The organism is Rhizobium bangladeshense (genome assembly GCF_017357245.1).
Classification (GTDB): domain Bacteria; phylum Pseudomonadota; class Alphaproteobacteria; order Rhizobiales; family Rhizobiaceae; genus Rhizobium; species Rhizobium bangladeshense.
Genome location: NZ_CP071616.1, coordinates 1 through 25,684 on the forward strand (window position 1 = coordinate 1; position 25,684 = coordinate 25,684).

General features: G+C 61.0%; 26 protein-coding genes and 2 pseudogenes. 23 read left to right on the top strand and 5 right to left on the bottom strand.

Translation table 11 applies throughout. The annotated features are described in order from the left end of the window. The 3 genes from repA to repC all read left to right on the top strand — a co-directional run bounded on the left by repA (position 1) and on the right by repC (position 3,711). A complete protein-coding gene (repA, locus tag J2J98_RS27715) occupies positions 1–1,218 on the top strand; it encodes a plasmid partitioning protein RepA (RefSeq protein WP_064709345.1) in 1,218 nt (405 codons plus the stop codon). Then, positions 1,215–2,204: a plasmid partitioning protein RepB gene (gene repB, locus J2J98_RS27720; protein ID WP_207604065.1), complete on the top strand. Its 990-nt coding sequence runs from the start codon at positions 1,215–1,217 to the stop codon at positions 2,202–2,204. Before repA ends, repB begins: the two co-directional genes overlap by 4 nt. 199 nt (positions 2,205–2,403) lie before the next feature. Beyond that, positions 2,404–3,711, top strand: coding sequence for a plasmid replication protein RepC (gene repC, locus J2J98_RS27725; protein ID WP_207604066.1), 1,308 nt, complete (start codon positions 2,404–2,406; stop codon positions 3,709–3,711). A gap of 74 nt (positions 3,712–3,785) precedes the next feature. Here repC and J2J98_RS27730 read toward each other — a convergent pair. Continuing rightward, positions 3,786–4,102, bottom strand: a pseudogene (locus tag J2J98_RS27730) (type II toxin-antitoxin system RelE/ParE family toxin); the annotation flags it as partial. Positions 4,103–4,106: 4 nt separating this feature from the next. Then, a pseudogene (locus tag J2J98_RS27735) lies at positions 4,107–4,389 on the bottom strand (type II toxin-antitoxin system Phd/YefM family antitoxin). Between the two features lie 208 nt (positions 4,390–4,597). On the opposite strand from J2J98_RS27735, the gene J2J98_RS27740 reads away from it, so the two are divergent. From J2J98_RS27740 to J2J98_RS27805, 14 genes are all read left to right on the top strand, one after another. Further along, positions 4,598–5,590 carry an LLM class flavin-dependent oxidoreductase gene (locus tag J2J98_RS27740; RefSeq protein ID WP_064709349.1) on the top strand — a complete coding sequence of 331 codons (993 nt, stop codon included), beginning with the start codon at positions 4,598–4,600 and terminating at the stop codon, positions 5,588–5,590. Positions 5,591–5,613: 23 nt separating this feature from the next. Further along, on the top strand, positions 5,614–6,963 hold the full coding sequence (locus tag J2J98_RS27745; protein ID WP_207604067.1) for an LLM class flavin-dependent oxidoreductase: 1,350 nt from the start codon (positions 5,614–5,616) through the stop codon (positions 6,961–6,963). A gap of 15 nt (positions 6,964–6,978) precedes the next feature. Next, positions 6,979–8,178 carry a M20 aminoacylase family protein gene (locus J2J98_RS27750; protein ID WP_207604068.1) on the top strand — a complete coding sequence of 400 codons (1,200 nt, stop codon included), beginning with the start codon at positions 6,979–6,981 and terminating at the stop codon, positions 8,176–8,178. Then, a complete protein-coding gene (locus J2J98_RS27755; protein ID WP_207604069.1) occupies positions 8,175–8,729 on the top strand; it encodes a GNAT family N-acetyltransferase in 555 nt (184 codons plus the stop codon). Before J2J98_RS27750 ends, J2J98_RS27755 begins: the two co-directional genes overlap by 4 nt. 36 nt (positions 8,730–8,765) lie before the next feature. Beyond that, the gene (locus tag J2J98_RS30745) at positions 8,766–10,541 is read left to right on the top strand and encodes an amino acid ABC transporter permease/ATP-binding protein (protein ID WP_207604070.1); all 1,776 of its coding nucleotides are present in this window, start codon (positions 8,766–8,768) and stop codon (positions 10,539–10,541) included. Between the two features lie 89 nt (positions 10,542–10,630). Then, complete coding sequence (locus tag J2J98_RS27765; RefSeq protein WP_207604071.1) at positions 10,631–11,575, top strand: ABC transporter substrate-binding protein; 945 nt, start codon at positions 10,631–10,633, stop codon at positions 11,573–11,575. Between the two features lie 70 nt (positions 11,576–11,645). Beyond that, complete coding sequence (locus J2J98_RS27770) at positions 11,646–12,584, top strand: ABC transporter substrate-binding protein (RefSeq protein ID WP_207604072.1); 939 nt, start codon at positions 11,646–11,648, stop codon at positions 12,582–12,584. A 30-nt stretch (positions 12,585–12,614) separates the two neighbouring features. Further along, entirely contained in the window at positions 12,615–13,649 is a 1,035-nt protein-coding gene (locus tag J2J98_RS27775; RefSeq protein ID WP_207604073.1) for an LLM class flavin-dependent oxidoreductase, read from the top strand. A gap of 53 nt (positions 13,650–13,702) precedes the next feature. Then, the gene (locus tag J2J98_RS27780) at positions 13,703–14,299 is read left to right on the top strand and encodes a 2-hydroxychromene-2-carboxylate isomerase (RefSeq protein WP_207604074.1); all 597 of its coding nucleotides are present in this window, start codon (positions 13,703–13,705) and stop codon (positions 14,297–14,299) included. A 121-nt stretch (positions 14,300–14,420) separates the two neighbouring features. Next, entirely contained in the window at positions 14,421–14,981 is a 561-nt protein-coding gene (msuE, locus tag J2J98_RS27785; RefSeq protein WP_207604075.1) for an FMN reductase, read from the top strand. A 10-nt stretch (positions 14,982–14,991) separates the two neighbouring features. Beyond that, a complete protein-coding gene (locus tag J2J98_RS27790) occupies positions 14,992–15,189 on the top strand; it encodes a hypothetical protein (protein WP_064709357.1) in 198 nt (65 codons plus the stop codon). Between the two features lie 108 nt (positions 15,190–15,297). Then, on the top strand, positions 15,298–15,474 hold the full coding sequence (locus J2J98_RS27795; protein ID WP_207604076.1) for a hypothetical protein: 177 nt from the start codon (positions 15,298–15,300) through the stop codon (positions 15,472–15,474). Positions 15,475–15,635: 161 nt separating this feature from the next. Beyond that, positions 15,636–16,217, top strand: coding sequence for an RBBP9/YdeN family alpha/beta hydrolase (locus J2J98_RS27800; protein ID WP_207604077.1), 582 nt, complete (start codon positions 15,636–15,638; stop codon positions 16,215–16,217). Positions 16,218–16,228: 11 nt separating this feature from the next. Further along, positions 16,229–16,537 carry a hypothetical protein gene (locus tag J2J98_RS27805; protein WP_207604078.1) on the top strand — a complete coding sequence of 103 codons (309 nt, stop codon included), beginning with the start codon at positions 16,229–16,231 and terminating at the stop codon, positions 16,535–16,537. 143 nt (positions 16,538–16,680) lie between these two features. Here the strand turns inward: J2J98_RS27805 and J2J98_RS27810 are convergent, their stop codons facing one another. From J2J98_RS27810 to tauA, 3 genes are read right to left on the bottom strand one after another with little or no spacing between them, the layout of a single operon-like run. Next, a complete protein-coding gene (locus J2J98_RS27810) occupies positions 16,681–17,535 on the bottom strand; it encodes an ABC transporter permease subunit (protein ID WP_207604079.1) in 855 nt (284 codons plus the stop codon). Beyond that, positions 17,532–18,320 (bottom strand): taurine ABC transporter ATP-binding protein, encoded by a 789-nt coding sequence (locus tag J2J98_RS27815; RefSeq protein ID WP_207604080.1) that lies wholly within the window; start codon positions 18,318–18,320, stop codon positions 17,532–17,534. Before J2J98_RS27815 ends, J2J98_RS27810 begins: the two co-directional genes overlap by 4 nt. 56 nt (positions 18,321–18,376) lie before the next feature. Continuing rightward, positions 18,377–19,390: a taurine ABC transporter substrate-binding protein gene (gene tauA, locus J2J98_RS27820; protein ID WP_138396033.1), complete on the bottom strand. Its 1,014-nt coding sequence runs from the start codon at positions 19,388–19,390 to the stop codon at positions 18,377–18,379. Positions 19,391–19,592: 202 nt separating this feature from the next. Here tauA and J2J98_RS27825 point away from each other — a divergent pair, with 202 nt between their 5' ends. From J2J98_RS27825 to J2J98_RS27850, 6 genes are all read left to right on the top strand, one after another. Then, a complete protein-coding gene (locus J2J98_RS27825; RefSeq protein ID WP_138396034.1) occupies positions 19,593–20,963 on the top strand; it encodes an FAD/NAD(P)-binding protein in 1,371 nt (456 codons plus the stop codon). A gap of 148 nt (positions 20,964–21,111) precedes the next feature. Beyond that, positions 21,112–21,807: a GntR family transcriptional regulator gene (locus J2J98_RS27830; protein ID WP_138396035.1), complete on the top strand. Its 696-nt coding sequence runs from the start codon at positions 21,112–21,114 to the stop codon at positions 21,805–21,807. 449 nt (positions 21,808–22,256) lie between these two features. Continuing rightward, positions 22,257–22,859: an amino acid synthesis family protein gene (locus tag J2J98_RS27835; protein WP_138396036.1), complete on the top strand. Its 603-nt coding sequence runs from the start codon at positions 22,257–22,259 to the stop codon at positions 22,857–22,859. Positions 22,860–22,874: 15 nt separating this feature from the next. Then, the gene (locus tag J2J98_RS27840; protein ID WP_138396037.1) at positions 22,875–23,720 is read left to right on the top strand and encodes an alpha/beta fold hydrolase; all 846 of its coding nucleotides are present in this window, start codon (positions 22,875–22,877) and stop codon (positions 23,718–23,720) included. After that, the gene (locus tag J2J98_RS27845) at positions 23,717–24,652 is read left to right on the top strand and encodes a flavin reductase family protein (RefSeq protein ID WP_138396038.1); all 936 of its coding nucleotides are present in this window, start codon (positions 23,717–23,719) and stop codon (positions 24,650–24,652) included. Before J2J98_RS27840 ends, J2J98_RS27845 begins: the two co-directional genes overlap by 4 nt. Beyond that, on the top strand, positions 24,649–25,683 hold the full coding sequence (locus tag J2J98_RS27850; protein WP_138396039.1) for an LLM class flavin-dependent oxidoreductase: 1,035 nt from the start codon (positions 24,649–24,651) through the stop codon (positions 25,681–25,683). The genes J2J98_RS27845 and J2J98_RS27850 overlap by 4 nt, the downstream gene beginning before the upstream one ends. The last annotated feature ends 1 nt before the right edge of the window (position 25,684 follow it).

Below are 25,684 nucleotides of genomic sequence, written 5' to 3' on the forward strand. Positions count from 1 at the left end.
ATGCCGACCAAGGCCGCGATTGTTGAGAAAGCCAAAAGAGCGAGTCAAGTCTCGATCGACGAGACGATTGCGCAGGACTCGACGATGCTCAGCAGCCAGCTCCAGGTGCTGTTCGAGCGGTTGTTCTCGCCCAATGCCCGCAAATCGCTCAGGCGGTTCAGCAGCACCGAGGCCGCCAAACTGCTCGGCGTCACCGATAGCTATGTTCGCCACCTCGCCGCTCAGGTGGAAAGCATCAATCCCGAAAAGACGGCGGCCGGCCGGCGTGTCTTCTCGCTCGAAGAAATCCATGCGATGCGCCAGCATCTGGGGCGCACCAAACCCTCCTATCTGCCAACGCGCCGGCCGGGTGATCATCTCCAGGTCATCGCCGTCACCAATTTCAAGGGCGGCTCCGGCAAGACGACAACGTCAATCCATCTGGCGCAGTTCCTGGCGCTGCGCGGCTATCGCGTGCTCGCCGTAGACCTAGACCCGCAGGCGTCGATGTCAGCGATGCTCGGATATCAGCCGGAGTTCGACGTCGGCGAAAACGAGACGCTTTACGGCGCCATCAAATATGACGAGACGCGCCGCGACGTCGGCGACGTCGTCCGTCAGACCTATTTCCCCGGTCTCGATCTCATTCCGGGCAATCTCGAATTGCACGAGTTCGAGCATGATACCCCGAAGGCGCTGGCAGACACCAATCGCGATGACAAGGACATGTTCTTCATGCGGGTCGGCAATGCGCTGCATTCGCTGGAGCAGAGCTACGACGTCGTCATCATCGACTGCCCCCCTACCCTCGGCTTCCTGACGCTGTCTGCTCTATGCGCCGCGACTGCCGTGCTGATCACCGTTCATCCACAGATGCTCGACGTGGCGTCGATGAACCAATTCCTGACGATGACCTCCGACCTTCTGGCGGTGGTCAAGCAGGCAGGCGGCAATCTGGACTACGACTGGATGCGCTACCTGATCACCCGCTACGAGGCGAACGACGGTCCGCAGGCGCAGATCGTCGCCTTCCTGCGCAGCCTGTTCGGCGAGCGCGTGCTGACCTCGATGATGGTCAAGTCGACGGCGGTTTCCGATGCGGGCCTGTCCAAGCAGACGATCTACGAGGCGGGGCGCGAGACGATGCATCGCCAGACCTATGACCGCGGCGTCGAATCCGTCGACAACGTCAATGCCGAGGTCGAGCAACTCATTCGCAGTGCATGGAGCAGGACATGAGCCCAAAAGGTCGCGATATCCTGAAGAGCATGGTTGGTGCCGTGGAGCCGGCACGACCGGAGACGCCAAGTGCGCCGCCGCCGCATCGGCCATCGGGCGCTGTCAAGGCGATGAACCTGTCGCTGGGGCGGCTGGGAGAGGAAGCGGCTGCCGCCAAGGCCCTGCGAGAATCGCTCGCCTCCGGCGATAAGGTGCTGGAGATCGATCCGTCTGCCGTCGAAATGTCCTTCATCCGCGACCGTATCCCGGTCGACAAGGATCCCGAATTCGAGCGATTGAAGCAGTCGATTCAGGAAAGCGGACAGCAGGTCCCGATCCTTGTGCGTCCGGACCCGTTAAAAACCGGGCATTACCAGGCCGCCTACGGCCATCGGCGCTTGCGTGCGGCCGCGGAGATCGGTGTTCCCGTCAAAGCTGTGGTGCGCAAGCTCACGGACGAAGAGCTGATCCTGGCGCAGGGTCAGGAAAACGGCCCGCGTGTCGACTTGAGCTTCATCGAACGGGCACTCTTCGCACGACGCATGGACGAACATGGCTTCAGTCGCGAGATGATTGCTCAGGCCCTGGCGACGGATAAGCCGGAAACGTCACGGCTGCTGCAGGTAGCGCAGACGATCGATCCCGAGATCATTCTTGCCATCGGGCCGGCGCCGAAGGTCGGACGTCCCCGCTGGCTGGCCTTTGCCGAAAAATTCCGGGAGACAGGCGGGCGGAAGAAGGTGCAGGCGGCAATCGCTGGCGCTGCTTTCCAAACGCTGGAGAGCAATAGCCGCTTCGATGTCATCTGGAAGGCGCTGGAGGAAAAGGACGCGCCGCAGCGGGTCGAGCAGATGCTCCGGACCCAGGATGGCGGGACGCTTGCTTCGGTGAGCCGCTCGGGAAAAAACTTTCGCATCACCGTCAAATCGGCGGCGTTCTCTGAGTTCCTTGCTCGGAGGTTGGCAGGCCTCGCCGCCGAATTCGAAGAGGAAAATGAGGGAAAATGAGACAGTTAGACTGATTGTCAGCTGACAATTTGAACAGGAGATAACGCGCAAAAGAAAAAAGCCCCCGAACGTCACCGTCACGGAAGCTTTCCTCGTAGTCTTGAACACCTCCGAGAATCGCACTTCCGAGAATCGCTGTCAAGAGTCTTTGGCGCCGTTTTGGCGAGCGGATTTCTTTTGCCTCGTCGAGGTGGAAGATATGGAAACCGGAAGTATAACGACGCCTTTTGGGCGGCGGTCGATGACGCTTGGAATGCTCGCGAACCAGGTCATGGCGGCTGAGATCAAACCTGATCAGTCGGTCGACAAATGGAAACTGTTTCGTGCGCTGTGCGAAGCAAAGCCGCTGCTCGGCATCACCGACCGCGCGCTTGCGGTGCTCAATGCATTGTTGAGCTTCTATCCCAAGAACCAACTGAACCAGGAAAACGGCTTGATTGTCTTCCCGTCGAACATCCAGCTTTCGCTTCGAACGCATGGTATGGCCGAACAGACCGTGCGGCGTCACCTCGCCGCACTCGTCGAGGCGGGTCTTCTGCTGCGTAAGGACAGCCCCAACGGCAAACGGTATGTGCGCAGAGACAGGGCAGGGGAGGTCAACGAGGCCTTCGGCTTCTCGCTGGCGCCACTGCTTGCCCGCGCTGAGGAGATCGAGCAGCTGGCGGCCGAGGTGATGGCCGAACGGCTGCACGTCCAGAGGCTGCGGGAACGCATCACGCTTTGCCGCCGTGACGTCGCGAAGCTGATCGAAGCAGCCGTCGAAGAAGATGTTCCAGGGGATTGGCAGGGGTTGTATCTCGAGTTCCGTGCCCTGATCGAAGGCTTGCCGAGGTCTCCGACGACAGCACAGCTCGAAGGATTGCTGGATGAATTGAAGGTTCTGCGGGCGGACATCCTTAACCAGTTGGAAATTCGGCTTAAATCAACAAAACAGCGCGGCAATGCCCGTTATAACGAGCGTCACATACAGAATTCAAACCCCGACTCTACATCTGAACTTGAACCAAGCTTCGATACGAAGCAGGGAGCGATGCCGGAGCAAGACAACCAGCAAGAGGCCGTGACGCTGGAAGAGGGGAGGGGTGAAGCGGCGCATCCGAGCATGCAGAAGGGACAGAAGGGCCGACGGCGGGGCGACGGCGGTCATGGTGGCGGGCTGAAATCTTTCCCGCTCGGCTTGGTTCTGCAGGCCTGCCCTGAAATCCTTGCCTACGGCCCGAACGGTGTGATCCGCAATTGGCGCGACATGATGACCGCGGCCGTGACGGTTCGATCGATGCTCGGTGTCAGCCCGTCAGCCTATGAGGAGGCCGCAGCTGCGATGGGACCGGAAAATGCCGCAACGGTGATGGCATGTATCCTGGAGCGTGGCGGACATATCAATTCGGCCGGTGGTTATCTCCGCGACCTGACACGGCGAAGCGAAAAGGGAGAATTCGCGATCGGTCCGATGCTGATGGCGCTCTTGCGGGCCAATGCGCCGGCCGGCGCCCGAAAGGCTGGATAGATCTCCGGCGGCTGCTGCGGTCGGCTGGAGGCAGGCGAACCATGTCGAGACCGGAGAGGGGCGGTATGCCAATTTCAGCGGATAAGCCTTCGCTCCGGGGAGGCCTGCATGTCGCAGCGTCCGTCCGCCACGCAGTAGATGATGACGTCGTCGCCGTTGATGCGGTAGATCATACGCCAGGGCTATGGTGCAGTTCCCGACACTCGGAGATGCCGATGCCCGCCAGTTCCTTCGGGATATTTCCGCGGGTGGGGAATTCTTCGAGATCGGCACAGGCGGTCTCGATTTCCGTCAGGAGGGGTTCCGCCGTCTCAGTGCCGTCGCGACTAGCGACGAAGACATAGAGATCCTCGACGTCGCGTTCCGCGTCTTCGGCGAAAAGGACACCGTAGGCATCAGGACCGGTTGTCGGCCAAGCGTCGGCGAATGCGCCCGAAAGATTCCGCGGCCGGGCGCAGCTTGCCTTCCTCGACCTGCCAATTGGTGAGCGCCAGCACCTTCAGAAGAGCCAACCTCTCCTGCGTTTCTTCATATTGGCCGATATCCTGAACGATCGCCTTTGCCTCGCCGTGAAGGGTAATGACGACAGGTTGCGGGTTGTCCCTCAGGGGTCCGGACGATTTCAGGCGCGTGCGCCTTGAGATTGTTGATCGGCTTGACCTGTTCAGACAGCTTCATGCGGTGCTCCATTTCGACCAGAAGATAGATCATCAAATGGTCTGTTTGGAAGGGCGCGTCCGATCATCCCTGCATCCGGTGCCCGCGTTCAGCCACGGCTGCTTTTTTCCCCTCAGCCTCTTCGAAAGAGAATGTCATTTCTTATAAGGAACATTGTCTACTGATTTAATAGAGTACTCATTGCAACCAGCGAGCGGATCGTGGCGTCATGACCTACCTCCTCAGCCTTCTCGACAAAAGCCCGATCGAGCAGGGCCTTTCCGCCGCCGATGCGCTGAGGGCGACGGTCAGGTTTGCCGCGCGGGCCGAGGAACTCGGCTATCACCGTTTCTGGGTCGCCGAACATCACAATATGTCCAACCTCGCGAGCTCGGCACCGGAGGCGCTGATCGCCTACCTCCTCGCCAGGACCTCGAAGATCCGTATCGGCTCTGGCGGCGTGATGCTGCAGCACTACAGCGCCTACAAGGTCGCCGAGACGTTCAATCTGTTAGCGTCGCTGGCGCCGGGGCGTGTCGATCTCGGCGTCGGCAAAGCGCCGGGCGGCTTTCCGCTTGCAACGCGCGCCCTGCAGCTTGCCGTCGATCCGTCCAGGAAGCCGGATTTTGCCGGCCAGCTTACCGATCTCAACACCTATCTCGCCGCTGATCCGAACTATGACGGCGCACGGGCGACTCCATTTCCGCCGACCCCTCCCGATCGGTTTCTGCTCGGCGCCAGCGTGGAGAGCGCCGAGCTCGCCGCCGAGAAGGGCTGGCAGCTCGTCTTTGCCGGGCACCTGAACGGCGATGCTGACAACCTGCGTAGGACTTTCGACGCCTATGAACGGGTGTCCGGCGGTCAGCGGCCGATCCTGGCGCTCGCAGCCTTTGCTGCCGAAAGCGAGGACTACGCCCGCCAGCGCGTCGCCGACCTGCGCATCGTCAAGGTGTTCCTGCCGGATGGTCAGACCGTCAATGTCGGCAGCGAGGAGCAGGCGGCCGAATTCGCCCGGCAGGCGGGTGTCACCGAGTACCGCACCGAGGAAAAGGTGCCGAGTGTGCTGCATGGCACTGCGAAGCAAATCCGTAAGGAGTTGGACGAACTTCACCGCCGCTACGGCGTCAACGAATTCGTTCTCGACACACCGGCTCTTTCAGCCGCCGAGCGCCTCGCTTCCATCGAGCTGCTCGCCGCCGAGCGGCTTTCTCTCGTCGCCTGACCGTTTCAAGAAGGATCGATCCCATGGCTCAGAAACACATTACGTTCGGCATCATGCTGCAGGGTCCAGGCGGCCATATGAATGCCTGGAAGCATCCGAGTGGACCGGCCGATGCCAGCGTCAACTTCGATTTCTTCGTTGAGACGGCGCGCAGGGCGGAAGCAGCCGGCATCGCTTTCGCCTTCGTCGCAGACGGTCTTTACATCAACGAGCAGTCGATCCCGCATTTCCTCAACCGCTTCGAGCCAATCGCGATCCTTTCGGCCCTCGCCGCTTCGACGTCCAGGATCGGGCTCGTCGGTACGGTCTCGACCTCCTACAGCGATCCCTTCACCATCGCCCGCCAGTTCGCCTCGATCGATCTCATCAGCGGCGGCAGGGCAGGGTGGAACGCGGTGACGTCACCGCTTGAGGGCTCGGGGCGCAATTACAATCGCGAGCATCCCGAGCACGAACTGCGCTACGAGATCGCCGAGGATTATATCGATGCGATCAAAGGCCTCTGGGATTCCTGGGACGACGATGCTTTTGTGCGCAATCGCGAGACCGGCGTCTTTGTTGACAAGACGAAGATGCATCGCCTTAACCACAAGGGTCGCTTCTTCCGAATCGAGGGGCCGCTGAATATCGGCCGCTCGAAGCAGGGCCAGCCCGTCATCTTCCAGGCAGGTGCTTCGGATTCCGGCATCAGGCTTGCCGGCAAGCACGCCGACGCCGTCTTTACCAATGGCGGGCCGTTCGAGGAGGCGCAAGCCTTCTACCGGCAGCTGAAGGACAGCGTGATCGCCCATGGGCGCAGTCCTGCCGAAGTTGGCATCTATCCCGGCATCGGGCCGATCGTCGGCGCGACGTCCGTTGAGGCGGAAGCCAAGTACCAGGCGATCCGCAATCTCGTCACGATCGAGGAGGCGTTGCTTTATCTCGGCCGCTTCTTCGATCATCACGATTTCAGCGCCTATCCGCTCGACGAGCCGTTCCCCGAGCTTGGTGATATCGGCAGGAATAATTTCCGCGCCACAACCGATCGCATCAAAAGGACGGCGCGGGAGCGAGGGCTGACGCTCCGGCAGGTGGCGCTTGATTCGGCAACGCCGCTCACCGCCTTCATCGGCACCGCCGAGCATATCGCAGACGAGATCATCCGCTGGGTGGATCATGGCGCCGCCGACGGCTTCATCCTCGGCTTCCCAGTTATTGCCGAGGGCTTCGACGATTTCGCCCGATACGTCCTGCCGATCCTTACCGAGCGCGGTTATTTCGATCCCGTCCTGAGGGGCGCGACGCTACGCGACCATCTGGGCCTGCCCTTCCGCCAAAGCCGCTATGCAACCCCTGCGGATGAGGTCGAACGCGGAAAGGCTGTCGGCGCCTGAGCCGGCTAGATCGTCATGAACGTCATCGCTCCTAACCCGCGCAGCAACGATCCAGTCGAGAAGGGAATCGCCTGTTACCTCGACGAAATCATAGCGCTGCGCCACGATCTGCACCAATATCCCGAGCTGGCGTTCCAGGAGCTGAGGACCAGCAAGCTTGTGGCATCCAGGCTTTCCTCCTGGGGCTACGAGGTGGCGACGGGCATTGCCGGCACCGGCATCGTCGCCACCCTCAGGCGCGGGACAGGCAAGAAGCGGGTAGGTATCCGGGCGGATATGGACGCGCTGCCGATCGAGGAGGCCAGCGACCTTGCCTATGCCAGCAGCAATCCCGGCGTCATGCACGCCTGCGGCCATGACGGGCACACCTCGATCCTGCTTGCCGCCGCCCGTTATCTCGCGGAAAGCGGCAATTTCAGCGGCACGCTCAGGCTGATCTTCCAGCCGGCCGAAGAAATCGGTGCAGGCGCCCGCAGAATGATCTCGGAAGGGCTGTTCGAACGATTTCCCGTCGATTCGGTCTTCGGGTTGCACAACTGGCCGGGTGTATCGGCGGGTCAGTTCGGCTTCGTCACAGGTCCCGCCATGGCGTCGGTCGACCAGGCGGTGATCAGGATCCTTGGCAAGGGTGGCCACGGCGCCGAACCTCACCGGGCCGTCGATCCGGTCTTGGCGTCGGCCTCCTTCATCACCGCCCTGCAAAGCGTCGTCTCGCGCAATGTCGATCCGCAGGACATGGCGGTTGCGACCGTTGGGTCGATCCATGCGGGCTCTGCCTCGAACGTGATCCCAGAAAGCGTGGAGATGAAGCTCACAATGCGGGCCTTCAGCGAACCGGTTCGCCGGCTGTTGCAGGAGCGCATTCCAGCTCTTGCGCGCGCTCAGGCCGAAAGCTTCGGCGCCGAGGCTGATGTCAATTACCGGCTCGGCTTTCCGGCACTGGTCAACCACGCCAAAGAAACGGCGTTTGCCCGCGACGTGGCCTATGACGCGCTCGGTCTTGCCGCAATCGAGAAGGATTTTCGGCCGAGAACCGCAAGCGAGGATTTCGCGTTCATGCTGCAGGCCAATCCCGGCAGCTATCTTTTCGTGGGCAATGGCGACAGCGCTCCTCTCCACAGCGCCCACTACGATTTCAACGACGCGATCATCGCGCCGGCCGCCCGCTACTGGGTCCGGCTCGCAGAGACCTTCCTCACTGAAGACGATGGGTGATGAACGATATGAGCGATACGTTTCTCTATACGACCCCTCTCGATCCCCGCGCCCAGCCGTTGATCGATGAGCTGATCCACGAATATGACAGCCGCTACGGCACCTACTTCAATGCCGAAGGGGCGGCAGCCGAATTGAATCGCTATCCCCCGGAAGCCTTCGCTCCGCCTCACGGCAATTTCCTGCTGTTGATCCGAGACGGCGAAACCATCGGCGGCGGCGCCTTCAAGCACTACGACGATCGCACTGCCGAGTTCAAACGCATATGGACACGTTCTGATCTGCGCCGCCAGGGGCTTGCCCGCAAGGCTCTGGTGGAGCTGGAGGCTCAGGCCGCCCGCCAAGGTTATAGCAGGATCTATCTGACGACCGGTTTCCGCCAGCCTGAGGCCGTCGGCCTTTATCTGAATTACGGCTACACCGCACTCTTCGACACGGCTGCCGATCCCGAGATCTACAAGAGCCTGCCTTTCGAGAAGGACATCACTCATCTCACGGCGCCGGTTTTTGAAAGCGAGCCGCGCCTGAAGGTGGCCGCCGCAAATCTCTGAAACGGCAAGACCGACAGTCATAAAAGGGAAACAGAAATGGCACTGACTACGGATTTTGCGGGCCTTGAGCCCGGCAGCAGGACGGCGGAACCCAGACAGGACTACTCCCGCTACCGCATCGTTCCGGCGCGCCATCCCGAGCGGCTGGCGGGCACGATATTCGCCGTCGTCGTCATCGTTGCCGTGCTCTATTCCACCTTCACCAATCCACGCTGGGGTTGGAGCGTCTTTGCCGAATGGTTCTTCGCCGAACCGGTGCTCGTCGGCCTTGGCAGGACGCTGCTCCTGACCGCGCTCGCGGCCGTTTCGGGTTCCATCCTCGGAACGGCTCTGGCGCTTGCCCGCGTTTCCAAGTCACCGCTGCTGTCGGGCCTTTCCTGGGGCTATATCTGGCTGCTTCGTTCTATCCCTATGATCGTGCTGCTGTTGATATTGAACAATCTCGGCTATCTCTACGAAACGATCTGGATCGGCATTCCCTTCACCGACACGGTCTTGTTCGATTACCCCACGGTGCAACTGCTGACGCCCTTCGCCGCCGCCTATCTCGGCCTCACGCTCAACCAGTCGGCCTTCTTCGCCGAGATCGTCCGCGGCGGCATTCTGTCGGTGGATCATGGGCAGCTGGAGGCCGCAGCCGCGCTCGGTCTGCCACGCCGCCGCCAGGCCTTCCGCATCGTGCTGCCGCAGGCCATGCGCTCCATTTTGCCGACGGGTTTCAATGAGCTCATTGGATTGGCCAAGAGTACCTCCGTCGTCTATGTGCTGGCGTTGCCGGAGCTCTTTTACACGGTACAGGTGATCTACCGCCGCAATCTCGAAGTCATCCCGCTGCTGATGGTCGCAACGGTCTGGTATCTGATCATCATGACCGTGCTGTCGGTCGCCCAGCACTATATCGAGCGCTATTTCTCCAAGGGTGCCGTGCGCAATCCGACGCCGCTGCCCTTCCAGGTATTCCTGGAGCGCTTCCGCCGCCCGCTGCCGGCTCCCCGTAACCCGACCGATAAAGCGCGCAATCTCGGTTTCCACGATGCTACGGCCTTGCGGACAGGCGGTGCGATACGCATCCACGCCATCTCCAAAAGCTTTGGGTCGCTGAAGGTGCTTGATGATGTCGAGCTCAGCCTGCCGGCCGGCAGCGTGACTGCCATCCTCGGCCCCTCCGGTTCGGGAAAATCGACTCTGCTACGCTCGATCAACCACCTGGAACGTGTCGACGAGGGCTTCATCTCGGTCGACGGCGATTTCGTCGGCTACAGCAGGAAGGGCGATACGCTCTATGAACTCAAGGAGAAGGATATTCTCAAGCGTCGCGCCGATATTGGCATGGTCTTCCAGAGCTTCAATCTCTTCCCGCATCTGACCGTGCTCGAAAACCTCATCGAGGCGCCGATCCAGGTCCGCGGCGTCGGCCGCGAGGAAGCGGTGCAATTGGCGCAGGAACTTCTTGCCCGTATCGGCCTCAGCGACAAGATCAACGCCTATCCGCGCCAGCTCTCCGGCGGCCAGCAGCAGCGCGTCGCGATCGCTCGCGCACTGGCGCTCCGCCCCAAGGTGCTGCTCTTTGATGAGCCGACCTCCGCGCTCGATCCGGAACTCGTCGGCGAAGTGCTCGATGTCATCAAGGAGCTCGCGTGCACCGGCACGACGCTCGTCATCGTCACCCATGAAATCGGGTTTGCCCGCGAGGTCGCCGACACCGTCGTCTTCATGGAAAGCGGCCGCATTCTGGAAGCAGGCCCGCCGGCCCGGATTTTCACGCAGGCCGAGCATCCTCGCACACGCGAATTCCTCGCCAAGGTTCTCTAGCGCCGGCAGCGCTGGTGAATGCCGGGCCGCAACGTGCTGCTCCGGCCGAATGACAACAAGCACAATCTTAAGATGAAACGGAGAAGGGCATGACATTTACAGATAGAGCAAGGCTTCTGATAGCGGGAGCCGTGACCGTTGGCGCAATCGGTTTAGGTTCCGCTCAGGCGCAGCAGAAGTTCGATCTCAGCCCGGAACAGCCGAACCGGCTGCGGGTGGAAAAGAATGAGAAGCGTATTGCCGAAGTCAAGGACTTCAACTTCGTTGAAAACGGTGTTTTCGCCGTTGGTATCAGTTCGAGCGGCAATCTGCCTCTGCATGATTACGCTTCCGATTCCAAGACGGTGATCGGTTACGACGTCGATCTGGCACAGGCGATCGCGGATAGCCTGGATCTCAAGCTCAATCTGGTTTCCGTCGCATGGGCCGATTGGCCGCTTGGGCTGACGTCCGGCAAGTTCGATGCGGTTATTTCGAACGTGACCGTTACCGAAGAGCGCAAGGAAAAATTCGATTTCTCGACCTACCGCAAAGACGAGCTCGGCTTCTACGTCAGGGCTGACAACCCGATCACGGCGATCAAGGAGCCGAAGGATATTGCGGGCCTGAAGGTCATCACCGATGCCGGCACCAACCAGGAGAAGATCCTGCTCGAATGGGATCGGCGGAATGTCGCGGCTGGCCTGAAGCCGATCGAGATACAGTATTACGACGACGACGCGGTCAAGGATCTCGCCGTCCAGTCCGGCAGGGCCGACGCGGTCTTCAGTGTCAACGCCACCCAAGCCTATGCGGCGGGGATCAATGGCAAGACCAAGCTCGTCGGCACGGTCAGCGGCGGTTGGCCGATCACCGCCGAAATCGCGGTGACCACGCGAAAGGGAAGCGGGCTTGCCGCGCCGGTCACCAATGTCGTCAATGATCTGATCGCCAGCGGCGCCTACAGCAAGATCCTCGATAGCTGGAATCTCGGTCCCGAGGCAATTGAAAAGGCCCAGACAAACCCGCCCGGCTTGCCGAAGAGCGGTTCGTAAGCTCGCGGGACGGACTGGTGTTCAGGCCGGGCCGTCCCTGCTTTTCAACGCAAACGGAGACATACCGAACGTGACGGCCTTTTCCGATATTCGCACCTTCTTCTTCGCAGCGCTGACGGCAGCCTTGACCGGCGTCGGTGCAGCCCATGCGGCAGATGATTTCGACTTGAGCCCGCAACAGCCGGCCAGACTCCATGCGGCCAGGAACGATGCCGCCGTCGCCGCGATCCCGAAGGATTTCAAATTTGTCACGCCGGGCAAATTCACCATCGCCGTCAGCCCCGGCGGCCCTCCGCTTGCCACCTATGCCACCGACGCCAAAACCGTGGTCGGGGCGGACCCCGACTATGCCTATGCCATCGCCGACAGCCTCGGCCTGACGCTGGAGATCGTTCCCGTCGCCTGGATCGACTGGCCGCTCGGCCTCACTTCGGGCAAATACGACGCCGTCATCTCCAATGTCGGCGTTACCGAGCAGCGTAAGGAGAAGTTCGATTTCTCCACTTATCGCCAGGGCCTGCATGGTTTCTTCGTAAAGTCAGATAGTTCCATCACCTCGATCAAGGAGCCGAGGGACGCGGCAGGCCTCAGGGTCATCGTCGGTGCGGGCACTAACCAGGAGCGCATCCTGGTGAAGTGGAGCGAAGAGGATGTCGCCGCAGGCCTGAAGCCGATCGAGCTGCAATATTACGACGACGAGGCGGCAAGTCTTCTCGCGCTGCGTTCCGGCCGGGCCGATGTCATCGTCCAGCCGCACGCCCAGCTCGTTTTCATCGCCGCACGCGACAAGAACATCAAGCGCGTCGGGACGCTGAGCGCCGGCTGGCCTGATCGTTCAGACGTCGCCATCGCCACGCGCAAGGGAAGCGGGCTCGCCGATGCACTGACGATCGCCACCAACGGCCTGATCAAGGACGGCACCTACGCCAAGATCCTCCAGCATTGGCATCTCTCCGAAGAAGCCTTGCCGGCATCCGAGACCAACCCGCCCGGCTTGCCGAAATACTGATCATCGGATGGCACGAGTGCAAGGGATGACATGAGCGGGCGCAATATATCCATCAGCCATATCGGCTTTCTCACCCCCGGCAATTATCCCGACGACGATCCGCTGTCGGGATTGGAGCAGACGCTCCAGCAATTGCAATATGGCGAGAAATTGGGCTTCGAGAGCGCCTGGGTCCGCCAGCGGCACCTCGAGCCGGGAATTTCCTCGGCGAGCGCCTTCCTGGCGGCGGCAACGCAGCGTACCAGCCGGATCGAGCTCGGAACGGCGGTCATCCCGATCGGCTATGAAAGCCCTTATCGGCTGGCCGAAGACCTGGCCACGGTCGATGTTCTCTCGCGCGGACGGCTGAACATCGGCGTCAGCGCCGGCCGGCCGCTGCATGCTGAGCTGATTGGCCCGCTTGCCTTCGACGGGGACTGGACCAGCCATGACTTCTCGCATACGCGCGTGCTGCGCTTTGCCGACAACCTGCGCGGCAGCTATCTGGGCGACGAACAGACATTCATCGAGACGCCCTTCGGCCCGCAGCGGCCGCGTCTGCAGCCTTTTGCCAAAGGCCTGGTCGACCGGATCTGGTATGGCGGCGGCTCGCAGCGATCGGCAGAATGGGCTGGCAGCAACGGTCTCAATCTATTGACTGGGAACGTGATAACGGGGGAGGGAACCGACGATTTCTTCGTCGCCCAATCCAGACTGATCAATACCTACCGCGGCTCCGGAACTGAGCGCCGTATCGCACTCGGCCGAGTCATCGTGCCGTTCGACAGCGCCGATTCGGCAACGCGCCGCCGCTACCGTGATTACGCCGACGGCCGTCATGAGCGGACGCTCTCGCCGCAAGGCGAGCGGCGCACCCTGTTCGCTAGAGATATCGTCGGCACGTCGGACGAGATATTGGAACGGCTTTTTTCCGATCCGGTCCTGCCGGAGGTCAGCGAATTGAGGCTGGAACTCCCATACGAGTTCGAGCACGAGCAATATCGCCAGATTCTCCACGACTTCGTGACGTCAATCGCGCCCGAACTCGGATGGAAAGCGCAACCCGGAATTCGGGCCGATTCCTGATTTGATCGCCAACAATCGGCACAGAAAAATCGCTTTCTGAGGAACATTCATCAGTGACGAAAACGGTAGAATACTTCTTTTCGATCGGCTCGCCCTGGTCCTACATCGGCTTCGACGCCTTTACCGAACTGGCGGCGAAGAACGACGTGGTCATCACGCCATTTCTGACCACTGTGGTCGAAGAAAACGGCGGCATCTTCTCGCGCAACCGGCCGGAAATCCGCCGCGCCTACTGGACGCGGGACCTCAAACGCTGGGCGCGCGTGCGCGGCAAGCAGTTGCGGCTCGAAGACCGTCCCGAGCTCAGCGATCCCACGCCGGCGTCCCTCTTCGTGATCGCGGCCTATCTTGACGGACAGGATTGGATCGGCGTCACCCGTGCCCTGCAGCATGCTTTCTGGAGCGAGGCGAAGGATATCGGCAAGCTCGATGTGCGTGAGGCGATCGTTAACGCCGCCGGTCTAGATGGCGCCGTGCTGCGCAGACGGCAAGCCGATGACGATGTTCAGAACAAGTGGTCGGCCGATCGCGTTCGCGCGCGCGACAGCGGCGTCTTCGGCTTCCCCACCTACCACTATGACAGCGAACTCTACTGGGGACAGGACAATCTGCCCTTCCTCGAACGTCATCTCGGCGGCGACAAGCCTTAGGCGCAATCAACAGGGGCGAAGACGAATATTTTTTCACCCCGGCGAGCAAGGAAAGGCGCCTATACCTTTAATCTATTATTTTTGTAGACAATAGTTGAAGCAATCAAAGAGAGGAAAACTGATGTCAGGTTTCAAACTCGTCGGCATTGCTGGCAGCTTCAATCGTCCATCGAAGACACTGGCCCTCATCCGGCACGTCGCCGAACTTGCGAGCGATCGATACGGCTTTACGAGCAAGACTTATGATCTGCATGATGTCGGTCCGTCGCTGGGAAGCTCCTTATGGCGCAAGGACCTCGATGAGCAGGCGCGGCGCGTCATCGACGAGATCGTCCACGCCGATGCCCTGATCATCGGCTCGCCAACATACAAGGGCTCCTATCCAGGCCATTTCAAGCACCTCATCGATCTGATCGATCCTGGGGAATTGCGCGGCAAGCCGATCATCATCACGGCCACGGGTGGCGGTGACCGGCATGCGCTGATGGTCGAGCATCAGCTTCGGCCGCTATTCGGCTTCTTCATGGCCCATACGTTGCCGACTGCTGTTTACGCTTCCGATCGCGATTTTACCGACTACGCGATCTCTTCGGATGCGCTTTCGAACCGTATCGGCGAAGTGGTCGGGGAATTGGCGGCATTCTTCCCGGAGGTAAAGCCGGCACTGGCGGCGGCCGAATAGGATCGTCGTCATGGTCAGGTTTCAGAACGTATCGGCCGACGATGCGGAAAAGCCCGAAGCAGGCGAGCAGATGTGGAGCGTCTTTGAATTCGCACGGCGATATCGCCTTGCCAAGCGGGAAGAGAACCGACTGCTGATGCTCTACGGACCGACCGCATCGCTTCGCGATCTTCTTGCCAATGCGCGACGCCATTCGCTGATTTCCTGATGCAGGTTACCTGGGCGGGCGCGAACAAAAACCTGAGGCGCGCCACTCGAGTTAATTTGGTGCGACGCGCTTCAGCCGAAGAAAATCGGTTCCGGACAGGAGTTTCGCATGAAGCTTGATTTCCAATCCTGGCTGAAGCTCGCGATCGGCCGCTTTCTTGATCTAAAGCAGGCGGCTGCGCGCAAGCCCGCAAACAAGTTGCTCACTCGCGACGAAGAGCGGGACTGGTCTGCGCGCGAATACGAACTTCATTATTGGGGCGCGACGCCCGGCCTTTGGTATTAGGGAGATGGCGTGATGGCAATCGTCATTGAACCCGGAGTCGGTCGGCATCGTGGGAAAAGAGCAACGGACAGCGTAATGTCGCAATTGCGGCATGCAGCCGGAATTTGCACGATCACAAGCTCCTTCATATTCCTGTTCGCTCTGGTGATCGGGTTGATCCGATGAGCGAAGTACTTATCCTTCCTGGGCTTTTCGGCTCGGGAGAGGGACACTGGCAACGGCACTGGCTGCAAGATCAGCCGGACAGTCGTTGCGTCATCCAGGACGACTGGGATCATCCGCACGTCGACAAGTGGTTGTTTCGGCTGGAAAGCGCGCTCGAAGAGGCCGGTGAGGCCTATCTGGTCGCCCATAGTCTCGGGTGCCTGCTGGCTGCCAGGCTCGCCGGCCGGAGCGTTGCGCGCCGCGTAAAGGGAGCTTTGCTCGTCGCACCATGCGACCTGCCGATTACCGAAGCCCTGCATCCCGGACAAATCTCCTTCGGCGATATGCCGACGGCGCCTCTGCCTTTTCCGAGCATCGTCGTCGGCAGCATGGACGACGCCTATATGAGCGTCGACCGCCTGGCCCTGTTCGGCCGGCTGTGGAACGCCGAGACCCGGAATATCGGCCTTGCCGGCCACATCAACATCGCCAGCGGTTTCGGACGCTGGCGCAACGGCTACCGGCTGCTGGAGGCCTTGAAAACGCGATCGGGCGCTCGAAAGCGCTCCGTTTCCATGCCGCCGGCTTTTGCGATGTGAGTGGAAGCGCAATGTCCGACATCGTCGCCGATCTCCTGCGCCTGAGCGAAGACCCGAATGCCGACCCGAGAAGCAGGCGCCGCCAGACAATGGATCGCTTGGTGCAGGCGCTGCTTGCCATTGCCGATAGCCAATTTGGACCGGATGATGCGCAGAACCGCCATTCGATCAGCCATTTGACGGCGATCATCCGCGATATGGCCGGGCGGATCGTCGATGCCGACGATGCGACGTTTTCGGCAATCGTCAGGGAGGCCGCGATGCTGATCCGCAGCCTGGAACGGCGCAGGGCCGATGTGGCCAGGTTTACGGTGCATTGAAGGTGACTGTTATGCGGGAGCACCAGCGGGCGGCGATCCTATGGCGGCTTCAGAAGCTGGTTGCGGACGAACTTGTCGCCATACATGGGCTGACCGAGGCAGCAGGCAGTCATTGATATGGCTGCCTGCTGCCTGCCATTCGGTCAGAGCTTGCCTTTCCACGGAACGAGGAAGACCTCGAGGAAGCGGACAGCGGCCGAAAAGGTGAAGGCTGAGATCGCGATGATGGCGATCCCGACGAAGACGACGTCGGTCGCCAGAAACTGCGAGGCCGACATGATCATGAAGCCGATCCCGCGGGTGGAGGCGATCAGTTCGGCCGCAACCAGCGTGCTCCAGCCGACAGCGAGCGCGATGCGGATGCCGGTGAGGATCTCGGGCAGGGCCGAGGGCAGGACGATGTCCAGGAAGAGCTGCAGCCGGCTTGCCCCGAGCGAACGGGCGGCATTTACGCGCTCGATCGGCAACGAACGAACGCCAGCCTGAGCCGAGAGGCAGATCGGCGCGAACATCGCAAGCACGAGCAGCGTGATCTTCGACGTTTCTCCGATGCCGAGCCAGATGATCATCAGCGGCAGGTAGGAGAGGGGCGGAAGCGGCCAGTAGAATTCGATCGGCGCGTCGAGCACGCCTTTTGCCCAGCGGTTAAGTCCCATGAGCAAGCCGAGCGGAATGCCGGCGGAGATGGCGATGAGGGCGGCAACCACGATGCGGAACAGGCTCGCAGAGACATGCTCGGAAAGCGATGCCCCCGCATAACCATCGCGATAAATGACGCCGATCTGCGTCAGCACCTCGTCCGGGCGCGGCAGAAACAGATGCGGAACGAGGCCGAGCGCGGCGACGAACCACCACAGCAGCAATATGGCGAGTGCCGTGGCGACGCTGATGGCCGCCGTCGACTTCTCGCCGGCGCCGAAGCCGGCCATCTTCACCAGCTTGACTTGGCGCTCCTCGCTATGTGCGGAAATCGGCGAAGCCTGTGTTACATCGCTCATGCGACACTCCTCAAATCTTCGGTCCTGTGGAGAATGGCGCGGATGTCCTCGCGCAGCTCGGCAAATTGCGGCGAGCTCTTGATCGCCCGGGCATCACCTGTTTCGGCGAAGCGGCTGATGAAATCGAGATCGAAGCGCGCTATGACGCGCCCCGGCCGAGGTGACATGACGAGCACCTGTGTGCCCAGGAACAGGGCCTCTTCGATCGAATGCGTGATGAAGAAGACCTTCTTTGCCGTCTTGTTCCAGACGGAAACCAGCAGTTCCTGCATCTGCTCACGGGTCAGGCTGTCGAGCGCGCCGAACGGCTCGTCCATCAGCAGGATATCGGGATTGGTCGCCAGAGCCCGCGCGATGCCGACGCGCTGGCGCATGCCGCCCGACAGCTCGTAGGGACAGGCGCCGGCGAACTCGTCGAGACCGACGAGCCGGAGCAATTCCAGGGCCTGCGATTGCCGCTCTTTTCGGTTTATGCCGGCAAATTTCAGGCCGAGCGCGACATTGTCGATGACTGACTTCCAAGGTAGCAGCGAGTCCTTCTGGAAGACGACGCCGCGATCAGCACCCGGTCCTTCGACGCTGCGGCCATCGAGCGTTATCCGGCCGTCGGACAGCGGAAGAAAACCGGCAATCGCGTTGAGAAGGGTTGATTTGCCGCAGCCCGAGGCTCCGAGTGCGACGACGAAACCGCGTTCGGGAATATCGAAAGACACGCGATCGAGCGCATGAACGGCCCGCCCGTCGCGGGCGGCGAAGAAAACGCTGGCGTGGTCGACTTTCAGCATATGGGAACTCGCAAGTTAGACGCCGGCGCGGCAAGCCACGCCGGCGTCGGGGAGGATCAGTTGCTGACGCCGGCGAGTGCGTCGGCGGTGACGAAGCTTCCGTAATTGTCCAGCACGCCGGACACCTTGCCCTGTTCCTTCAGGAAGGATGCCGTGTCCTTGAGGATCTTGCCGGCGCCCGCCCTTTCTCCACCGCCGAGCCAGGCGTCCGATGCCTGGACTTCGGGAGTGAGCAGCGTCAGGTTCTTCAAGGCGGAGGCCTGCTGCTCGGGCGTTCCGCCGAGAAGTTTTGCGAGCGATTTGGCGTTGTCGCTGTCGGGACCCCAGGCGGACTTGTCCGCCGCGAAGGACGCGTAGAATTTGGTGACGACCGAGGCGAAGCCCTTGAGGAATTCCGGATTGTCGGCGGCGAATTTGGACGTTGCAACCCAGGCCGAGAAGGTCGGCGCACCCTTGTCTGCCACGTCCTTGGACGTCACGAGGACTTTGCCGTTCTTCTTGAGTTCGGTCAGCGCCGGATCCCAGACGAAGCCGCCGTCGATATCGCCGCGGTTAAAGCTTGCGACGATCTCCGGCTGGGGGATTGCAAAGACCTGGACGTCCTTTTCCGTCAGGCCCAGCGATTTGATCAGCGCCAGCAGCTGATAGTGGTCGGTCGACACGGGCGCGGCGGCAAGCTTTTTGCCCTTCAGATCATTCAGGCTTTCGATGCCGGTGCCGTTGCGGACGACGAGAGCTTCGTCGATGCCCGAGATGGAGGCGAGGTAGAAGGCCTTGACCTCCAGTCCGCGTGATACCGCAGCCGCAAACGGGCTGGAGCCGACATAGCCGACCTGGACATCGCCCGAGGCGATGGCCGCAAAAATCTCGGCTCCCGAATTGAACTTGCGGAAGTCGATCTCGTAACCGGTGGTCTTGGAAAATTCGCCATTGGCGATCGCGACCGAAGACGGCAGTGCATCGGTTTGATAGCCGACGACGACCTTTTTATCCGCCGCCTCGGCGACAACAGCCGCTGCAAGAGTTCCGACGCCGACGGCGATCGCGGCAATCAACTTTCTGAAATTCATCTCGAGCCCCTTTGTTCAGGGCCACATGCGGCCCTTGATCTCACCCTGAGAAGCGTAATGGTTGAGAATGGGCTAGCGGGAGAAATAACAAACTATATTTATAGACTATAGAGACATTTGTTTCCGCGATTCTGCCGCTTGCGCGGGTGGGGGAACGAGTGAGCGGCAAGAGCGAAGGTGACGGACCCTCAGGGAGAATGCATTGATATACGATGTTGTCGTGGTCGGTTCCGGTTTTTCGGCGATAGCCGTGACCTGCAATCTCATCGAGCAACTCCCAGCTTCGGCGACGGTTGCCGTCGTTGGCGACGACCCCGGCTTCGGCCGCGGGACGGCGTACCGGACAGAACTCTATCTCCACCGTCTCAACGTGCCTGCGGGCCGAATGAGCCTGATGCCGCATCGGCCCGACGACTTTGTCGACTGGCTGAAAAATCGCGGGCGGCGGCTGCAGTCCGGTGATTTCGCCTCGCGCAGCGATTACGGTCTTTATGTAAGGGATACGCTCGCGCAGCTGCTTCGAAGGCGCGACGGCCGCTGCCGGGTTGATTTCATCCGGGCCAAAGCTGCGGGATGCGTGGAACGTTACGCCAGCACTTTATCCTTCCATCTCGGCAATGGTGGCGAGATCGCCGGAAAGAACGTCGTGCTCTGCCTTGGCGTCGGCAACGCCAACCTGCCGGTCGAGCCAACAGGCGTGCCACTGCCGATGCGGTCGCGGATCATCGAGAACCCCTGGCGGCTCTCCTGGCTGAGACGCGTCGCATCGTCCGATACGGTTTGCATCCTTGGTTCCGGCCTGACGATGATCGATCAGGTTCTCGCGCTGCGTGCTCACGGCCATCGAGGCAGGATCGATGTGCTTTCGCGCCGCGGGCTCGCGCCGCTCGGGCACGCGAGGAGGCCGCCTTCGCCGCTGCCGATCGACGTTGCGTCACTCCCCGACACGGTCAGCGGCATATTGAAGAGCTTGCGGGAAAAGAGCGGGTTGGTCGACGACTGGCGAAGCGTGATGGATGGCCTGAGGCCTGTCACTCAGACTCTCTGGCAACGGCTTTCCGACATGGAGCGGGCTCGGTTCCTCAGGCATGCGCTTCCCTGGTGGAACATCCATCGTCACCGCGTCGCGCCTGACGTGTTCGACAGCTTCGACAAACTTGTCTCTGAAGGAACCGTGCGCTTCCATGCAGGCTTCCTGCAATCGCTCGGGGCCGAGGAGGGCAGGCTCGTTGCCGGATACAGGGTCAGGGCGACACCTGAGATCGCTGAGATCAGGCCGGATTGGCTGGTCAACTGTACGGGAATGGAGCGCGCAGGGATCAGCCATTCACCGCTTTTGAAGGAAATGCGCCGATTTCAGCTGATCGCCGCCGATCCTCTCGGTCTCGGAATCCAGGTGGATGCCGCTTCCGAGGTGATAGCCCCCTCCCGGATCTCGCCTGCCCGGCTGTTTGCCGTCGGCGCCTTGACGGCGGGGCAGTTCTGGGAAATTACCGCCGTCCCCGACATTCGGGTGCAGGCCAAGGCCGTAGTCGAAGCAATCGTTGCGCAGCGGCCGGCGCCCGAGGCATAGACTTGTCGATCCCCAGGGCCGGTTCGGTGCTTGTTGAATTGCCGGCCGCCGCCAGCTACAGTGTCTGGTACGCCATAATACGATTCTTGAATTCGACTGCCGCGGCGAGCCTTGAGCATGCGAAGTCGGTCCAACACTGAGGTGCAGAATGAGCGGTGCTTTGAAGGACGCAGCAATCAGGGTCGAGCGTCCCGCAAAGACATTGCGGGAACTGGCACTCGACAAAGTCCGCGAAGCCATCGTTAACGGGTATTTCCGTCCCGGAGATCGTCTCGTCGAGCGCGACCTCTGCGCTCAGCTCGGTGTCAGCCGGACCGTTGTGCGCGAGGTTCTGAGGCATCTAGAATCGGAAGGGCTGGTCGCCAATTTGCCGAACAAGGGGCCGATCGTTGCACAGCTCGACATCGAGGAAGCCAAGCAGATCTATGAGATCCGCGGTGCGCTCGAGGGCATGGCGGCGCGGCTATGCGCGGAACGCAGCAGCCCCGAAATCGTCGCCGCACTGGAAGAATCGCTGGCGGGCATCCGCAACAGCTACCGCGACAATGATATGGCGGCTGTGCTGGCGAACACGTCTTCCTTCTATCAGACGCTGTTCACAATGGTCGACAGGCACGTCGCCTGGGGTGTCGTCAACCTCCTAACCGTGCGCATAAACCACTTGCGGTCGATGACGATCAAGACGGAAGGGCGCGGCGTCGAGGGACCGGCGCAGATGTCGAAGATCGTCGACGCCATCCGCCGCGGCGACGGCGAGGGCGCCTATCGGGCGGCGATGGATCATGTCGCCGCCGCCAGTGCGATTGCTGAAGCAGTGTTGTCGGCGAAGAAGCCTGCCGAATAAGGCCAAGTAGTCGCCGCCGCTTCCATTGGTGCCATCAATCACCCATCATCATGCCAATCACGATTCCGGTAAGTCGGCACTGCCCCGGCTTGACATACGAGTTTGTGCGATGTGATGGTATGCCATAATAAATAATATCAAAGGGGACATTTGTCAGAGCCTGGATCGTCCTGCCTCGGGTTCGTTGCGCCCGCGGGCGGGGCATTTGCAGGCTTTGTCAGCTGACAACAGTTGACGGAAATGAAGAGACTATTCCGGCTGGCTGAAGGTGTTCCGTGGGCAGCTTGGAAATGGGGACGTGGGTTACTCGGCGATCAATGTGGTGCCGGCGGAATCAATAACGTGTTGTTTTATAATGGAATTTATAAGATCGCCCTCGATCGCGTGACGAACTTGACTCTGCGATAATATGGTATACCATAATACTAACAATCGATCGAGGTATTCAGATGGGCATTCAAATTCGCAAGACCGGACTGCAGATCGAAACGACATTGATCGAGGGCGGCAAGGCCGCGGCCGTACCGTTGAAGCTCTTTTCCGCCTATGCTGTCGTAAACAACCCCTGGGCAGGGCGCGGTTTCGTCGAAGACCTCAAGCCGGAAATCCATGCGGGCGCTCCCGTTCTCGGTGAGTTGCTCACCAAGATGATCATTGACGCCGTCGGATCCGGCGATGCCGTCGAAGCTTACGGAAAGTCCGCCGTCGTTGGTCTGGACGGCGAGATCGAGCACGCATCCGCGCTCATCCACACACTGCGCTTCGGCAACTTCTATCGCCAGGCCGTCGGCGCCAAGTCGTATCTCGCCTTCTGCAATACGCGCGGCCCTGCCAATGCGCCGATCATGATCCCTCTGATGGACAAGAACGATGAAGGCCGCCGCTCGCACTACCTGACCATTCAGACCTCGATCCCCGACGCGCCTGCTGCCGATGAGATCGTCGTGGCTCTTGGCGCTTCGGTCGGCGGGCGTCCTCATCATCGTATCGGCGATCGCTACCAGGATCTCAAGGACCTGGGGCAGGACGTTGCCAATCCTGCGGGCGTTTGAGGGAGCGGCGCTCAGATGCTGACAGCCGGATCGACCACACGCACCGCTGCAGCAACGAAGGCCGCCGGTGCCTTGTCGCGAAAGAAGACGGCAGGCGGAACGGCCTATCACGAGGCTGGTAGCGGTGAGCCGCTGGTTCTCATTCACGGTGTCGGCATGCGGCTCGAAGCCTGGACTCCGCAGATTGCATTTCTGTCGGCGGGTCACCGCGTCATCGCCGTCGACATGCCGGGACACGGCGAGAGCGCAAAGCTGCCGGCGGGCAGCCGGCTCGAGGAATTCGTCGCCTGGTTCGGCCGCTTTCTCGACGAGATGGAAATCGAAACCGCAAATGTCGCGGGGCACTCGATGGGCGCGTTGGTCTCGGGAGGGGCGGCGGCGACCTTTGGCAAGCGTATCAGCCGTGTCGCTTACCTGAACGGTGTCTATCGCCGTGACCCGGAAGCCAAGGCCGCCGTCCTCGCGCGGGCTGCGGCCATTCCGGTCACGGGTGTCGACAAGGAAGGTCCCTTGGCCCGCTGGTTCGGCGATGACGCGGACAGCACCGTTGCGCGTGAATTGACACGAGAATGGCTGAACCTCGTTGATCCCCAAGGCTATGCCGTCGCCTACGCCGCCTTTGCGGGAGGGGACGAGACCTATGCAGACGGCTGGAAGGACGTGGCTGGTCCGGCGCTGTTTCTGACGGGATCCGACGATCCGAACTCGACGCCCCTGATGGCAACGCAGATGGCGGCGCTTGCGGGCCGAGGCTACGCCCGTATCGTCGAAGGCCATCGTCACATGGTGAACCTGACCGCGCCTGAAATCGTCAATTCGCTGCTCGCCGAGTGGCTGTCGTTCGGGGAGGATGAACGATGACAATCCAGACTGTCGACCCAAGGGCCTTGCGTGATGCATTCGGCGCTTTTCCCACAGGCGTGACCGTCGTCACCGCCTGCGATGGCGACGGAAATCCGATCGGCTTCACGGCTAACTCCTTCACCTCGGTTTCCCTCAATCCGCCATTGCTGCTTGTCTGCCTCGCCAAGACGTCGCGCAATTTCGCCATCATGACCGGCGCGCAGCATTTTGCGATCAACGTGCTGTCGGAAACGCAGAAGGACGTCTCGAACACCTTCGCGCGGCCGGTCGAAGACAGGTTTGCGGCGGTCGAGTGGAGCAAGGGATCAGCTGGCTGCCCGATCTTTTCGGACGTGGCGGCCTGGTTCGAATGCGCGATGGAAGAGGTCATCGAGGCCGGCGACCACGTCATTCTGTTGGGACGCATCGAAGCTTTCGACAATAGCGGCCGCAATGGTCTCGGCTATGCTCGTGGCGGCTATTTCACGCCGACGCTCGCAAGCAAAGCGGTTTCCGCTGCAGCCGAAGGCAATATCGAACTTGCGGCCGTCGTCGAACGCCGCGGAGAGGTTCTGCTCCTCGGCGTGGACGTGCTCGCTCTGCCGAGCATTGACGCTCATGACGGCAACCCGACCGAGGCGCTGGGAAAATACCTGGAGTCGCTGACCGGGCTGAAGATCAGCATCGGCTTTCTCTACTCGGTTTACGAGGGCAAGAGCGACGGCAAGCAGCACATCGTCTACCTCGCTGTCGCAGGCGATGGGGAGCCCGCCAGCGGCCGGTTTGTGAAACCCGACGCTTTGTCGGGCGCTCAATTCAAGACCAGCTCGACCGCCGATATCGTCAACCGTTTCGCGATGGAAAGTTCTATCGGCAATTTCGGCGTCTATTTCGGTGACGAGACCGGCGGCACCGTCCACCCCATTCCGGCCAAGGGTGCAAAAGCATGAAGTTCTCCCTCTTCGTCCATATGGAACGGCTCGACGCCAGCCAGAGCCACAAGAGCCTCTACGAGGAGTTCGTCGCGCTCTGCGAGATCGCCGACAAGGGCGGCATGCATGCGATCTGGACAGGAGAACACCATGGTATGGATTTCACCATCGCCCCCAATCCGTTCGTTACCATCGCCGATCTCGCGCGCCGCACATCACGGGCGCGGCTTGGAACGGGGACGGTGATTGCTCCCTTCTGGCATCCGATCAAGCTTGCCGGCGAAGCTGCCATGACCGATATCATCTGCGACGGCAGGCTCGATATCGGCATCGCGCGCGGCGCCTATTCCTTCGAATATGAACGCCTGCTGCCGGGTCTCGATGCCTGGGGTGCCGGCCAGCGCATGCGTGAGCTCATCCCAGCGGTCAAGGGCATATGGAAGGGCGACTATGCCCATGACGGAGAGTTCTTCAAGTTCCCCGCGACTACCTCGGCGCCGAAGCCGCTGCAGCAGCCGAACCCGCCGATCTGGGTTGCGGCGCGCGATCCGAACTCGCACGAATTTGCCGTCGCAAACGGTTGCAACGTTCAGGTTACCCCGCTCTGGCAGGGCGACGACGAGGTCCAGTCATTGATGGACCGCTTCAACGATGCCTGCGCCAAGAATCCCGATGTCGAGCGGCCGAAGATCATGCTGCTGCGCCACACCTATGTCGGCTCATCGGAAGAAGACGTCGCCCAGGCCGCCCATGAACTCAGCGTATATTACAACTACTTCTTCGCCTGGTTCAAGAATGAGAAGCCGGTCACTCAAGGCCTGATCGAGCGAATTCCGGACGAGCAGATCCGAGCGAACGCGATGCTTTCGGATCAGGTCATGCGCACCAACAATGTCGTTGGTAACGCCGAGACCGTCATCGGCAGGCTGAAGGCCTATGAAGCGCTCGGCTATGACGAGTATTCTTTCTGGATCGACACCGGCATGAGTTTCGAGCGCAAGAAGGCGTCACTCGAGCGCTTCATCGCCGAGGTCATGCCGGCATTTTAGG